Raw genomic sequence first — 13,603 nt, 5'->3', positions numbered from 1 at the left:
CGCTCCCCCGAATCCGACCCGCCCGCTGTGTGGGCCGTAGCCGAAGGGAGGAACGTGACCTTCGGATTCGCGCCGTCCTCGGCGGCATCGCTGTCTACGTCCGCGTCCGCCGCTTCCGCCAACCGCTTGCTCGAGCCCGCGGAGTGGGCCGCCGCGGGCATCCCGCTGCTGCGCAACCCCCGGGAAGTCGTCAGCGGGCTGCACTCACGGCATCACCCCAAGCCGGCGACGGCGATCGTGGCCGTGCTCGACCAGGACGAACGGGTCCGGGCGAGCGCCTCGTTCGTCCGGCGCGCGTCTTCTGCGGACGGCTGGATGTCCCGCAACGCGCTGCTGGCCCAGCTGCGCCGGGTGATCCCCCACGATCTGCGGCGCCGCACCCCGGTGCGCACCGCCGTGCTGCTGTACTGCCGTGAGGGCGACCAGCGCTGGACGGAGGAGGACGGCGCGTGGATGTGGGGCCTGCGGGACGCGTGCACACTGCACGGGCTGCGCTGCGGGGCGTACATCACGCTGACCCGTGACGGCTGGCAGGTCCTGGGCGAGGGCCGTGGCGGCCGCAGCCCCAACACGGACTCCTCGCCGGAGCCCTTCGCGATATCCGAGGCACCGCCGCCACTGCCCCGCACCGGCGGTGCCGCTTCCGAGGTGCTGCGCCGGGCGGCCGCCCGCTGAGAGGCCACCGGAGCCCCGCGGGCGCTCCGGACCTCGTCGGCGCCTGCGGTGGATGACAGGGCCGCCTTGCGTGCGGCATGGGCCCCGGCCTCCCATGGGCTCGCCGTACGGCCCTCCCGCCGGCTACGGCGCGCACGAACCGCCCTCGCGCCAAGCACACGACCGTCCGAGCCAGCCACATGACCGCCTGAGCCGTGCCGTACGCCCCCTTCGGCCGCACCGCACCACCGCTCCACACCACGCCAGGCGGCATCGCGGGGCGCGTCGCGGTCTCGTCCCGGCGGGCGCGCTCAGGCCCGACGGCGGCCCGCCTGCACGCCGAACACGTCGGCGCCTACGCCCCCACCGTCCGCGCATGCCAAAAGCACCGCCGTGCAGACACCCCCACGGCGGCACCCCCGTCACCCCGGGCACCCCCGCGCCCGGGCCTACGGAATCGGCTCAGACGCCCGCGCCGAGCACCGCGTTGATCTGCTGCGGGTCACCGCAGACGATCAGCAGGGCGCCGGCCCGGCCGAGGGCCAGGGGCAGAGCGGCCGCAGCCACCGTGTCGGGGCCGCCATTGAGGGCGACGACGACCACGGGGCGGGAGGTGGCCCGGCCGACGACAGCGGCGTCGGCGTAGAACACGTCGTCGCGGGCGTCGTGCTGGGCCCAGTAGGAGGTCTCACCGAAGGACAGCTCGTGGGTGGCCCACGGGTGCTGCTCGCCGGTGGTGATCACCAGCACCTCGCCGGGGGCACGCCCCGAGTCGAGGAGCAGGTCCACCGCTTCCTCGGCGGCGTCGAGGGCACCCTCGGCCGAGGCGGGGATCAGCTGAACCTGCGGGGTCGCGGAGGTCTGGGTGGCAGCGGCCGGAGTGGCCGGGCCCGAGGACTCGGGCTTGGCGGCGACCCCGTCGCGCGGCGCGCGTTGCACCGGCGGCGCGGGCCGCACAGGGCCGGGGCGACCGGGGCGCGGCGGCGCCGCGGGGCGGGGGCCGGGTACGGGGCGAGGGGTCGGCGCGGTTCGGCCACTGGCCGGAGTGGCGCGGGGACCCTGGGCACTCTCGTGAATCTGAGGCTCCTCGGGAATGAGAGGCATGGGATGTTATTTATCAAACATTGGTGCGGCTCGCGCCAGTGGGTGGCACATCAGTGCGAGCGGAATCGTCAGAAATCGAAGCCGAGCTGACCCTCGATCTCCGGAACGCTTCCGTCCGCCCAGGTGCGGGCCTTCTTGAGGTGCCGCCACTGGGGCAGCGCATCAAGATACGCCCACGACAACCGGTGGTACGGGGTGGGGCCCCGCGTCTCCAGTGCGGCCTTGTGCACGGGCGACGGATACCCGGCGTTGTCCGCAAAACCGAAGTCTGCATGGTCGATACCCAGTTCGGCCATCATTTTGTCGCGCTGAACCTTGGCGATCACCGAGGCCGCCGCGACCGCCACGCACGACCGGTCCCCCTTGATGACCGTGCGGACCTTCCAGGGGACACCGAGGTAGTCGTGCTTGCCGTCGAGGATCACCGCCTCGGGGCGGACGGGCAGGGCGTCCAGTGCGCGCACCGCGGCGAGCCGCAGCGCCGCCGTCATCCCCAGGCTGTCGATCTCCTCCGGGGAGGAGTGGCCCAGGGCGTACGACGTCACCCACTTCTCCAGTTCCACGGCGAGTTCGTTGCGCCGCTTCACGGTGAGGAGTTTGGAGTCGGTGAGGCCTTGGGGGGGTCGGCGCAGTCCGGTGACCGCCGCGCAGACGGTGACAGGACCGGCCCACGCACCGCGCCCCACCTCGTCGACACCGGCAATGATCTTCGCTCCGGTCGTGGCTCGGAGGGAGCGCTCGACGGTGTGGGTAGGTGGTTCGTACGGCATGGCGCCCTTAGCGTACGCCGCCGGGAACCCCGCGCGACACCCGGCTTCCCCCAGCAGCCACAGGGGCGTTCATCGGCTGCGCTCCGTCTCGGTCAGGGGCGCAGCAGCGGCAGCATCAGCTGGTCGATCATCTCCGCGAGATCCTGGTCGCTCCATTCGCTCGCACAAATCTTGGAGCGGTACATCATCATGGCCGGGATGGCGTCGCAGACATAGCCGTTCACCGCATCGGATCGCACTTCTCCACGCTCGATTCCGCGGTTGATGACCTCCCGGAGAAGCCTGACGGTGGGCTCGACCACCCCTCCGAAGATCACGTTGTGGAACCGCTCCACCTGACTGGGGTCGCATTCGTGAATGACTGATCGCAGAGCGAAGCCGGGGCGCGAGAACATCGCGTCGCGCGCCTGACGGCACAGCTCCAGCAGGTCCGCACGGACGCTCCCGAGGTCGGGCGCCGTATCCAGTCGCGGCAGCCCGGCCTCCAACGCGTCGGCGACGAGGTCCTCCTTGGACGGCCACCGCCGGTACACCGCGGCCTTGCCGGTCTGGGCGCCCGCGGCGACGCCCTCCATCGTCAGGCCGTTCCAACCGACCGTACCGAGTTGCTCGAGCGCGGCATCGAGAATCGCGCGTTCGAGCACGGCGCCACGCCGGCGGGGGGAGGCCGCCCGAGCGGGGGCGGCCGTCCAGCGTGAAGTAACCATCTGGGCGTCTCCAGCGAGCAGAGGGAGGGGGTGTTCCGGGGATCGGGGACGCGCCGCACGGCGACGCGCCCCATGGCGACAATGCGAGTGAACGCTTGCGTTCACTACTGGGGAGTCACTACCGTTGACGCGACAGTGAACGCGAGCGTTCACTAACGCACTTGTGGGGGACCCATAGTGACAACCTCTCAGTTGATCAATGATCAGAAGCCAGGTGCGGCCCGCAGGGAGGGTCATCCCGGCATCGCTCTCACCGTCATCGCGGCCTGCCAGCTCATGGTGGTGCTGGACGCGACGATTGTGAACATCGCTCTGCCGCACATTCAAGACGCACTCCGTTTCAGCACCACCGACCTCACCTGGGTCGTCAGCGCCTACACGCTCACCTTCGGCGGCCTGCTGCTGCTCGGCGCCCGGGCGGGGGACATCCTCGGCCGCCGACGAGTGTTCATGGCGGGCATCCTGCTCTTCACCTTCGCCTCGCTGCTGGGCGGACTCGCCCAGGAGCCTTGGCAGTTGCTGGCCGCGCGGGCCCTGCAGGGCGTGGGAGGCGCGATAGCCTCGCCCACGTCCCTGGCGCTCATCACCACCACGTTTCCCGAAGGCCCGGAACGCAACCGCGCCTTCGGCGTCTTCGCGGCCGTCTCGGCGGGCGGTGGGGCCATCGGCCTGCTGGCGGGCGGCATGCTCACCGAGTGGCTCGACTGGCGCTGGGTGCTCTTCGTCAACGTGCCCATCGGTGTACTGATCGCCGCGCTCGCACCGCTCTACATCAGCGAGTCCCAGCGACACCCCGGCCGCTTCGACATCGCGGGTGCGCTGACGTCGACGCTGGGCATGGCGTCCCTGGTCTACGGCTTCATCCGCGCGGCGGAGGAGGGCTGGCGCGACAGTCTGGCCCTCGGGTCCTTCGGGGTCGCGCTGGTGCTGCTGCTGGCCTTCGTGTTCACCGAGATGCGGGCCAAGGAGCCGATCACCCCGCTGCGGATGTTCGCCGACCGCAACCGCTCCGGCACCTACGTGATCATGCTGAGCCTCGCCGCTGCGATGTTCGGGATGTTCTTCTACATCGTGCTGTTCGTGCAGAACGTGCTGGGATACAGCCCCATCAAGTCGGGTGTGGCCTTCCTTCCCGTCACGGTCGCGATCGCGGTCGGCGCGGGGCTGTCGCAGCGGTTCCTGCCGACGCTCGGCCCCAAGCCCTTCCTGCTCGCGGGCTCGGCGCTGGTGGTCGTCGGGCTCGCCTGGCAGAGCCTGATCAGCCCGGACAGCTCGTATGCCGGCGGGGTGCTCGGTCCGATGCTGGTGTTCGGCTTCGGCATGGGACTGAACTTCGTGACCGTGACGGTCACCGCGGTCGCCGGGGTCGCGCAGCAGGACGCGGGCGCCGCGTCCGGACTGCTCAACGCCACGCAGCAGGTGGGTGGTTCGCTCGGGCTGTCCATCCTGACGACGGTCTTCGGCACGGCCGGCAAGAACGAGGCGGAGAAGCAACTCCCGGACTTCCTCGCCCATGCCTCGGCGGAGCAGAAGGCGGAGTTCGCACGGACGCACCAGCTGCCCGCCCCCTGGGGGCACGAGGTGCTCGCCCACGGCATCTCCTCGGCGTTCGTGCCCGCCGCCGCGATGGCCGCGCTGGCCCTGGTCACCGCCTGGGTGGTGATCCGGGTCCGCAAGAGCGACCTGGAAGCCCTGTCCGGCACGGCGGGTCCGATGGCCGGCTGACGGAAGGACAGGGGCAGCGCAGCGGACCGGCCCGAAGGGCTTGTCGTAGGGCGCCACGGGGGTGCGTCCACGGCGGCCGGGCCGGCCCGTGCGCCTCCAGGGGGATGGCGGCCGGCCGCCGGACACCCTGCCCGTCGCCGGCCCCACGCCCGACTGCATGCCCCATACGGCCGCCAGCACGGCGACAACCAGCCAGAAACGCATCGACACCACCCCCCGACTCCGCTCACACCCCGTCCCCGCTGGTGAGCACTCAGCCGTCACACAGCGGTTGCCAGGACAACGGACGGCCGGTCACGCAGAGTTCCCGCCGAGCACAGAGAGTTTCCAAGGCGGTCGGTGGGGTGTCAGACGGACCCCGGCACCCACTCCGGCAGTGTCTCGGTCCGCTCCACCCACGCGGCGGGCGGCGCCCCCGCCTTCCCCGCGGCGAGCACCCCGCCGACGATGGCGCAGGTCGTGTCCACGTCCCCGCCCACCTGGGCGGTCGTCCAGAACGCCTCCTCGTAGTCACCGAGGGCACGCGCGGCCGACCACAGGGCGAAGGGCACGGTGTCGTGGGCGCTCGTACGCCGTCCGCAGCCCAGGACGGCCGCCACGGTGGAGGCGTCGTCGTAGTCCAGCATGTCGCGGGCGCGTCGCAGACCCGCGCCGACGGCGCTCTTCGGGACCAGCGCGATCACGCCGTCGAGCAGTGCCTCGGCCCTGGGCGGGCCGCCGGGGGCCGCGGCCAGGGAAGCGGCGGCGGCGACCGCCATGGCGCCGACCACGGCCTCGCGGTGCTGGTGCGTGGGGTAGGCCGAGATCTCCGCCTGATGCGTCGCCTGCTCCGGGTCGTCCGCGTACCAGGCGCCCAGGGGCGCGATCCGCATGGCCGCGCCGTTGCCCCAGGACCCCTGCCCCTTGAAGAGGGCGGAGGCCAGCTCGCGCCAGTCGCCGCCTTCCCGGACCAGCCGCAGCAGCCGGTTGACCGCCGGGCCGTACCCGCGGTCGAAGTCGTGGTGCTCGGCGAAGGAGCGGGCCAGCGCGTCCTGGTCGATGCGGTGGTGGGTGGCCAGCACCGCGACCACCGAAGCGGCCATCTCCGTGTCGTCCGTCCACTGCCAGGGCGCGGGCGGCAGCTCACGCCGCTTGAGCAGCGGATAGTTCGCGGGAACGAAGAACTGCGAGCCCAGCGCGTCCCCCACCGCCAGTCCGCGCAGGGCTGCGAGGGCGCGGTCCAGGCGCCCGTCGGGTGAGGAGTCAGCGGTCATCGCCCTGCCACTCTATCCGGTGATCCCATAGGGCTCCGGGTCTCGCCAGCGTGCGAACGGCCGGTTCAGCGTGTACTTGTCGTCCTCCCCCAGAACGAGCATCCGCATCTCGGCGTTCCCCGGGTTCGCCAGCGACTCGAACTCGGCGACCGTCCAGTGGAACCAGCGCATGCAGAACAGCCGCATGGCCAGGCCGTGGGTCACCAGGAGCACGTTCGGCGGATGGTCGGGGTCCTCGAAGCTGCGGAACAGGCTCTCCAGGAACCCACCGACCCGGTCGTACACGTCAGCCCCGCTCTCCCCCTGGGCGAAGCGGTAGAAGAAGTGACCGTAGGCGTCCCGGTAGGCCTTCTGCAGCCGTACGTCGTCACGGTCCTGCCAGTTCCCCCAGTCCTGCTCGCGCAGCCGCGGCTCCTCGCGCACGCGTATGAGGTCGGGGTCGAGGTGGAAGGCCTGGAGGGTCTCGTGCGTACGGCGGTACGGGGAGACGTACACGCTGACGCGCTCCCGGCCGAACAGCTCCCGCAACTCCTTGCCGGTCTCCTCGGCCTGCCGCCGGCCCCGCGCGGTCAGCGCCAGGGCGTGGTCGGGTTCACGCTCGTAGACGGTGTCATCAACATTGCCCGTTGACTCCCCGTGCCGGACAAGGACGATGCGCCGTGGTCGTGCCATGCCGAAACCCTAGATCGGTTGACGGGTCCTGGAGCACTCGTACGGCTTCCATACGGCGTAGGTCACACAGTTCCTGCACCACAGGGCACACGGGAACGCGCGAAAACACGTCCGGACTGTCCGGATCACACCGTCCAGGTGGGCTCCAGTTCCACGATGTCGCCCGTGAGGGAGGCGATGTCGGCCTCCGTCTGGGCGCGCAGGGCGAGCCGTTCCACCCGCTCGGTGCGGTACTTGCCGTGCTCGGCCTCGGAGCGCCACATCGACAGCACCAGGAACTCGTGCCCCGGCGCCTCGGCGAACAGTCCGCGGATCATGCCGGGCGAGCCGGCCATCGCCGGGTTCCAGACCTTCTCCTGCATCAGGGTGAAGTGCTCGGCGCGTTCCTCGTGGACGCGGCACAGGGCCACTCGGAGCAGGTCGGCGTCCGTGAAGCGCGGCTCGAAGCCGGTCTTCACGTCGAAGCGGTAGTCGAACAGTCTGACCTGGGCGTCCTTGAAGGTGCCCGACTGGGCCGCGGCGAGCCGGTCGTGGGAGCGGGCCATGAAGGAGTCGTAGAAGGCACGGCTCTCCCAGAAGGCGAAGACATGCGCCACGGAGGGCCGGCCCCTGCTCCAGCCCCCGCCCTGTCCCCGAAAACCCGGCTCCCCCGGAAGCCCCGCCCACTTTCGCTGCCCCCGCTCGAAGCCGCGGCGGTCCACCACGGTGCAGCGAATCCACTTGACCAGCACCGCGCCATCGTAAGGCCAGCGGGCGTGGCGCTGGTCACTCTCCGGCCGAGAGCGGGCACGCACACGCGCGCGTGTGCGTGGCAGGATGGACAACCGGCCCAGACGGTCCGGCAGTTCGGGCCGGGGGTGAACGGGGAGACGGGTAAGGGGAGGCCTGTGAGCGGCATCAGCAAGGGGATCAGCAAGGTGGAGATCTCACTGAAGTGGGATCCGAGTCCGGCGGGGCAGCCGCCCACGGACCTGGACGTCGTCGCCGCGCCCTACCTGGCGGGCGATCCGTACGGCGACCCGGCCTACGTGGTGCACTTCGACAGCCGCTCCCCCGACGGCACCATCACGCTCAACCGGGACAGCCCGGACGGCAAGGGCTTCGGCTGGGACGAGGTCATGACCGTGGAGCTCGGCCGGCTGGACGCGCGGTACACGCGCGTGGTCGTCGGTGTGGTCATCCAGCAGCGTTCCGGACGGCGGGCGTTCGTGGACGTCCTCAACCCGGCCATCCGGATCCGTGAGGGCTACACGGTCCTGGCCGAGGACGACTTCGGTGGCGCTCTGGGGGCGACGGCCGCGACGATCGCGGAGTTCGTGCGCGACGAGGCCGGTGAGTGGTCCTTCCGCCCCGGGGTCCACGGTTACGAGGACGCCCCGGCCGACTTCGCGAGGGTCATGGGGCGGCCCCGCCCCTGACCGCGGCCCGCGCGGGCGAGCCGACACAGAAACGCCGAGGGCGGTGGAGCCGAGAACCGGCTCCACCGCCCTCACCGGGTCGGTCGATCAGCTGCAGCCGCTGGTCGAGCCGCAGCCTTCGCAGATGTAGCAGGACCCGGCCCGCTGCATCTTCGTACCGCAGGAGAAGCACAGCGGGGCGTCGGCCTGGATGCCCAGCTGCATCTCCACCAGCTCGGCGCTGGTGTGGGCCTGCTGGGGAGCGGGCTTGGCCGCCTCGGCCTCGGCCCTCGGGGTGGCGACGGCCTTCAGCTCCTGGGCGCGGGGCGCCGACTGGGCCAGGCCCTCGACGTCCACGTCCTCCTCGGCGGGCTCGTACGAACCCGTCTCCAGGTGGCGCTGACGCTCCTCGGCGGAGTGGATGCCGAGCGCGGAACGCGTCTCGAAGGGCAGGAAGTCGAGCGCCAGGCGGCGGAAGATGTAGTCGACGATCGACTGCGCCATCCGCACGTCCGGGTCGTCCGTCATGCCGGCCGGCTCGAAGCGCATGTTGGTGAACTTCGAGACGTACGTCTCCAGCGGCACGCCGTACTGGAGGCCGACGGAGACCGCGATGGAGAAGGCGTCCATCATGCCCGCGAGCGTCGAGCCCTGCTTGGACATCTTGAGGAAGACCTCGCCGAGACCGTCGTCCGGGTAGGAGTTGGCGGTCATGTAGCCCTCGGCACCGCCGACGGTGAAGGACGTGGTGATGCCGGGACGTCCCTTCGGGAGGCGCTTGCGGACCGGGCGGTACTCGACGACCTTCTCGACCGCGGTACGGATCGTGTCCTCGGTCTTCTCCGTGATCTCGGCCTTCTCCTTCTCCTTGGTCTTCGCGGAGAGGGGCTGGCCGACCTTGCAGTTGTCGCGGTAGATGGCGAGCGCCTTGACGCCCAGCTTCCAGGCCTCGAAGTAGATCTCCTCGACCTCCTCGACGGTCGCCGTCTCCGGCATGTTGACCGTCTTGGAGATGGCGCCGGAGATCCACGGCTGGATCGCGGCCATCATGCGGACGTGGCCCATCGGGGAGATGGCCCGCTCGCCCATCGCGCAGTCGAACACCTCGTAGTGCTCGTGCGCGAGACCGGGCGCGTCGATCACGTTGCCGTGGTCGGCGATGTGGGCGACGATCGCCTCGATCTGCTCCTCCTGGTAACCCAGGCGGCGCAGGGCCTGCGGGACGGTGCCGTTGACGATCTGCATCGAGCCGCCGCCGACCAGCTTCTTGAACTTCACCAGGGCGAGGTCGGGCTCGACACCGGTGGTGTCGCAGGACATCGCGAGGCCGATGGTGCCGGTCGGGGCGAGCACGGACGCCTGGGAGTTGCGGAAGCCGTTCTTCTCGCCGAGACGCAGGACGTCCTGCCAGGCCTCCGTGGCGGCGGCCCACACCGGGGAGTCCAGGTCGTCCATGCGCACGGCGATGCCGTTGGCGTCGGAGTGCTGCTTCATGACGCGGTTGTGGGCGTCGGCGTTCCGGGCGTAACCGTCGTACGGGCCGACGACCGCGGCCAGTTCGGCGGAGCGCTTGTACGCCGTGCCGGTCATCAGGGAGGTGATGGCGCCGGCGAGGGCGCGGCCGCCGTCGGAGTCGTAGGCGTGGCCGGTCGCCATCAGCAGGGCGCCGAGGTTGGCGTAGCCGATGCCGAGCTGACGGAACGCGCGGGTGTTCTCGCCGATCTTCTGGGTCGGGAAGTCCGCGAAGCAGATGGAGATGTCCATCGCGGTGATGACGAGCTCGACGACCTTGGCGAAGCGCTCGACCTCGAAGGACTGGTTGCCCTTGCCGTCGTCCTTGAGGAACTTCATCAGGTTCAGCGAGGCGAGGTTGCAGGACGTGTTGTCCAGGTGCATGTACTCGCTGCACGGGTTCGACGCGGTGATCCGGCCGGACTCGGGGCAGGTGTGCCAGTTGTTGATCACACCGTCGTACTGGATGCCCGGGTCGGCACAGGCCCACGCGGCCTCGGCGAGCTTGCGGAACAGCGCCTTGGCGTCGACCTTCTCGATGACCTCGCCGTTCATGCGGGCGCGCAGGCCGAACTCGGTGCCGTTCTCGACGGCCGTCATGAACTCGTCGTTCACGCGGACGCTGTTGTTGGCGTTCTGGTACTGGACGGACGTGATGTCGTCGCCGCCCAGGTCCATGTCGAAGCCCGCGTCACGAAGGGCGCGGATCTTCTCCTCTTCCTTCACCTTGGTGGCGATGAAGTCCTCGATGTCCGGGTGGTCCACGTCGAGGACGACCATCTTGGCGGCACGGCGGGTGGCGCCGCCGGACTTGATGGTGCCGGCGGAGGCGTCGGCGCCGCGCATGAAGGAGACCGGGCCGGAGGCGTTGCCGCCGGAGGACAGCAGCTCCTTGGAGGAGCGGATGCGGGAGAGGTTCAGGCCGGCACCGGAGCCGCCCTTGAAGATCATTCCCTCTTCCTTGTACCAGTCGAGGATCGACTCCATGGAGTCGTCGACGGACAGGATGAAGCAGGCGGAGACCTGCTGCGGCTGGGGCGTGCCGACGTTGAACCAGACGGGGCTGTTGAAGCTGAAGATCTGGTGCAGGAGGGCGTAGGCCAGTTCGTGCTCGAAGATCTCCGCGTCGGCGGGCGATGCGAAGTACTTGTGGTCCTCGCCGGCCTTCCGGTACGTCTTCACGATGCGGTCGATCAGCTGCTTGAGGCTGACCTCACGCTGCGGGGTGCCGACGGCACCGCGGAAGTACTTGCTGGTGACGATGTTGACCGCGTTCACCGACCAGAAGTCGGGGAACTCGACGCCACGCTGCTCGAAGTTGACCGAGCCGTCGCGCCAGTTGGTCATGACGACGTCACGGGACTCCCAGGCCACCTCGTCGTACGGATGCACTCCGGGGGTGGTGTGGATGCGCTCGACACGCAGTCCCTTGGTGGCCTTGGTGCCCTTCGCCCGGGTACCCCTTGCCGGACCGCTCGCCGTCTCTGTCATGCCGCCTCCCTGTACGGGCGAAAACGCCCTGAAGTGCCACGTTGTTCCCGTGACACGGTGTTCTGTCTGGTGTTGCGGGCCCCCTCACGCTGCGACCCGCAACAGGTCTTCGTCGCCGCCGCCCGGCCGGATCCGGACCTGAATCCCGGTTCCGGCCCGTCGGTCAGTCGGCGGCGTGGGCGGGCTCGGGGACCTCCACGGTCTCCCCGGTCCCGCCGTCGTCCTCCCGGCTCCCCGCACCCGCGTCCTCGCGGTCGTCGTCGTCCGCGGCGAGGCGTCCCGTCTGATCCCTGAGTTCGGCGATCGCCGCCTCGAAGTCCTCGAGCGAGTCGAACGCCCGGTAGACGGAGGCGAATCGCAGATAGGCGACGAGGTCGAGCTCCTGCAACGGGCCGAGTATGGCCAGTCCCACGTCGTGGGTGGTCAGCTCGGCGCTTCCGGTGGCCCGCACCGCCTCCTCGACCCGCTGGCCGAGCTGGGCGAGTGCGTCCTCCGTGACAGGCCGTCCCTGGCATGCCTTGCGCACACCGTTGATGACCTTGGTACGACTGAACGGCTCGGTGACTCCGGACCGCTTCACCACCATGAGCGAGCACGTCTCCACGGTCGTGAAACGACGGGAGCAGTCAGGGCACTGGCGGCGCCTGCGGATCGACGTGCCGTCGTCGGTCGTACGGCTGTCGACGACGCGGCTGTCGGGGTGCCTGCAGAAGGGGCAGTGCATGGACTCCCAACCTCCTCACAGCAGACTCATTAGCCCCAGAGGCCTCTTGGGCCCCTCGAAGCAGCCCCAAGCATAGGCGATCTCCTGGGGTGCGAAGACCCGGGGGACCACAACTTCTGGGCCACTGCCGCAATGCAACCACTACATGTGGGGATTGGCTCATACATCCATGCCATGCGCGCGTGTCGCACAAGGATGGGCATGTGCCACCGGCCCAAGCCGTCCCGCGGAGCACACCGGACGCTCACTGAGCGCGACCGCACGGCCGTATCGCCGCGCCACATACGGAGATACCGTGGGCGCCACAGGGAGAAGACGTGCGACTCCCGCACGGAGCGGGGGCCGGTCCCCGGCCGGCGGTACGCCGGATGGCAGACTGAGGCGACAACCTACGAGGTTCAACCAACCCGGCGGTGAAGGGTACAACAATCAGCCCTTTTGTCCGCCAGGCGGCGCGTTAGCCATACACCCGGACACATGCTCAGTACAGGTGAAACGCGTTTTTTCACTCGAACGTGTGTTTGGCGCAACCTTTCGAAAGCAACTACCGTTGTGCTGCAGGGAGACCATCGAGAGGGGCCGACGTGACCACCACCGCAGACAGTGCCACCATCACTGCCCAGGACCGCTCCCAGGGCCGACTCGAGCCGGTGCATGCGATGAACGAAGCCACGAATCCCGAGGCGCACAAGCGCTCACTGCCTGGCCGACCTCCAGGCATCCGGGCGGACAGTTCGGGACTCACCGACAGGCAGCGCCGGGTGATCGAGGTCATCAGGGACTCCGTGCAGCGGCGCGGCTACCCGCCGTCCATGCGGGAGATCGGTCAGGCGGTCGGCCTGTCCAGCACCTCCTCGGTCGCACACCAGCTCATGGCACTGGAACGCAAGGGCTTCCTGCGCCGGGACCCGCACCGGCCGCGCGCCTACGAGGTCCGCGGCTCCGACCAGGCGGCCTCCGTGCAGCCCACCGACACCGCGGGCAAGCCGGCCGCGTCGTACGTCCCCTTGGTCGGCCGGATCGCCGCCGGTGGCCCGATCCTCGCCGAGGAGTCGGTCGAGGACGTGTTCCCGCTCCCCCGGCAGCTCGTGGGTGACGGCGAGCTGTTCGTCCTGAAGGTCGTCGGTGACTCGATGATCGAGGCCGCGATCTGCGACGGCGACTGGGTCACCGTACGCCGCCAGCCGGTCGCGGAGAACGGCGACATCGTCGCCGCCATGCTCGACGGCGAGGCCACCGTCAAGCGCTTCAAGCGCGAGGACGGCCACGTCTGGCTCCTCCCGCACAACGCGGCCTACGAGCCGATCCCCGGTGACGACGCGACCATCCTCGGCAAGGTGGTGGCCGTTCTGCGCCGCGTCTGAGAACACGGGCGGGCGGGCCACACCGACCCGCCCCCAGACTGGGCCCCGGGATCCCTGCGCCGGTTCCGGGGCCCTGTGCTGTGCCTAGGGCCTGTTGCGAAAGTGGCGTCGTCGCCCGAAGGGCGGCCGCGCGGCGTCCGGTGCGTGCTCTCGGCGTGCCGCCCGGAAGCCCTCGTACTGGGCGTACTCGGGCTTTCGGGCGGTGCGGCGAGAGTGCGTGCCGGGCGTCG

Annotated in this window: 12 protein-coding genes; 4 read left to right on the top strand and 8 right to left on the bottom strand. The window is 70.1% G+C overall.

Features of this window, described 5'->3' with window-relative positions; genetic code table 11:
• The first annotated feature begins 54 nt into the window (after nucleotides 1-54).
• A complete protein-coding gene (locus ACGFNV_RS17620) occupies nucleotides 55-675 on the top strand; it encodes a hypothetical protein (protein WP_393623426.1) in 621 nt (206 codons plus the stop codon).
• Nucleotides 676-1,116: 441 nt separating this feature from the next.
• Here ACGFNV_RS17620 and ACGFNV_RS17615 read toward each other — a convergent pair whose 3' ends face one another.
• From ACGFNV_RS17615 to ACGFNV_RS17605, 3 genes are all read right to left on the bottom strand, one after another.
• Nucleotides 1,117-1,758, bottom strand: a complete 642-nt coding sequence (locus ACGFNV_RS17615) for a hypothetical protein (RefSeq protein ID WP_393623425.1) — start codon at nucleotides 1,756-1,758, stop codon at nucleotides 1,117-1,119.
• A 68-nt stretch (nucleotides 1,759-1,826) separates the two neighbouring features.
• The gene (locus ACGFNV_RS17610; protein ID WP_393623424.1) at nucleotides 1,827-2,528 is read right to left on the bottom strand and encodes a ribonuclease HII; all 702 of its coding nucleotides are present in this window, start codon (nucleotides 2,526-2,528) and stop codon (nucleotides 1,827-1,829) included.
• Between the two features lie 92 nt (nucleotides 2,529-2,620).
• Nucleotides 2,621-3,235, bottom strand: a complete 615-nt coding sequence (locus ACGFNV_RS17605) for a TetR/AcrR family transcriptional regulator (RefSeq protein WP_393623423.1) — start codon at nucleotides 3,233-3,235, stop codon at nucleotides 2,621-2,623.
• A 177-nt stretch (nucleotides 3,236-3,412) separates the two neighbouring features.
• Here ACGFNV_RS17605 and ACGFNV_RS17600 point away from each other — a divergent pair, with 177 nt between their 5' ends.
• On the top strand, nucleotides 3,413-4,960 hold the full coding sequence (locus ACGFNV_RS17600) for an MFS transporter (protein ID WP_393623422.1): 1,548 nt from the start codon (nucleotides 3,413-3,415) through the stop codon (nucleotides 4,958-4,960).
• Nucleotides 4,961-5,307: 347 nt separating this feature from the next.
• Here ACGFNV_RS17600 and ACGFNV_RS17595 read toward each other — a convergent pair whose 3' ends face one another.
• The 3 genes from ACGFNV_RS17595 to ACGFNV_RS17585 all read right to left on the bottom strand — a co-directional run bounded on the left by ACGFNV_RS17595 (nucleotide 5,308) and on the right by ACGFNV_RS17585 (nucleotide 7,616).
• Nucleotides 5,308-6,213 (bottom strand): ADP-ribosylglycohydrolase family protein, encoded by a 906-nt coding sequence (locus tag ACGFNV_RS17595; RefSeq protein WP_393623421.1) that lies wholly within the window; start codon nucleotides 6,211-6,213, stop codon nucleotides 5,308-5,310.
• 12 nt (nucleotides 6,214-6,225) lie between these two features.
• Nucleotides 6,226-6,885 carry a histidine phosphatase family protein gene (locus ACGFNV_RS17590; protein WP_393623420.1) on the bottom strand — a complete coding sequence of 220 codons (660 nt, stop codon included), beginning with the start codon at nucleotides 6,883-6,885 and terminating at the stop codon, nucleotides 6,226-6,228.
• 125 nt (nucleotides 6,886-7,010) lie between these two features.
• The gene (locus ACGFNV_RS17585) at nucleotides 7,011-7,616 is read right to left on the bottom strand and encodes a YdbC family protein (protein WP_393623419.1); all 606 of its coding nucleotides are present in this window, start codon (nucleotides 7,614-7,616) and stop codon (nucleotides 7,011-7,013) included.
• A gap of 156 nt (nucleotides 7,617-7,772) precedes the next feature.
• On the opposite strand from ACGFNV_RS17585, the gene ACGFNV_RS17580 reads away from it, so the two are divergent.
• Entirely contained in the window at nucleotides 7,773-8,303 is a 531-nt protein-coding gene (locus tag ACGFNV_RS17580; RefSeq protein WP_393623417.1) for a TerD family protein, read from the top strand.
• A gap of 87 nt (nucleotides 8,304-8,390) precedes the next feature.
• Here the strand turns inward: ACGFNV_RS17580 and ACGFNV_RS17575 are convergent, their stop codons facing one another.
• Entirely contained in the window at nucleotides 8,391-11,285 is a 2,895-nt protein-coding gene (locus tag ACGFNV_RS17575) for a vitamin B12-dependent ribonucleotide reductase (protein WP_393623415.1), read from the bottom strand.
• A gap of 163 nt (nucleotides 11,286-11,448) precedes the next feature.
• Entirely contained in the window at nucleotides 11,449-12,009 is a 561-nt protein-coding gene (gene nrdR / locus ACGFNV_RS17570) for a transcriptional regulator NrdR (protein WP_133932796.1), read from the bottom strand.
• A gap of 584 nt (nucleotides 12,010-12,593) precedes the next feature.
• On the opposite strand from nrdR, the gene lexA reads away from it, so the two are divergent.
• A complete protein-coding gene (gene lexA, locus ACGFNV_RS17565; protein ID WP_133932795.1) occupies nucleotides 12,594-13,373 on the top strand; it encodes a transcriptional repressor LexA in 780 nt (259 codons plus the stop codon).
• Nucleotides 13,374-13,603: the final 230 nt, after the last annotated feature.

The sequence above is a fragment of the Streptomyces sp. NPDC048751 genome (assembly GCF_043198595.1).
Lineage (GTDB): Bacteria > Actinomycetota > Actinomycetes > Streptomycetales > Streptomycetaceae > Streptomyces.
Note: the sequence above shows the minus strand (reverse complement) of the source record. Positions and strands in the feature narration are given on the sequence as shown.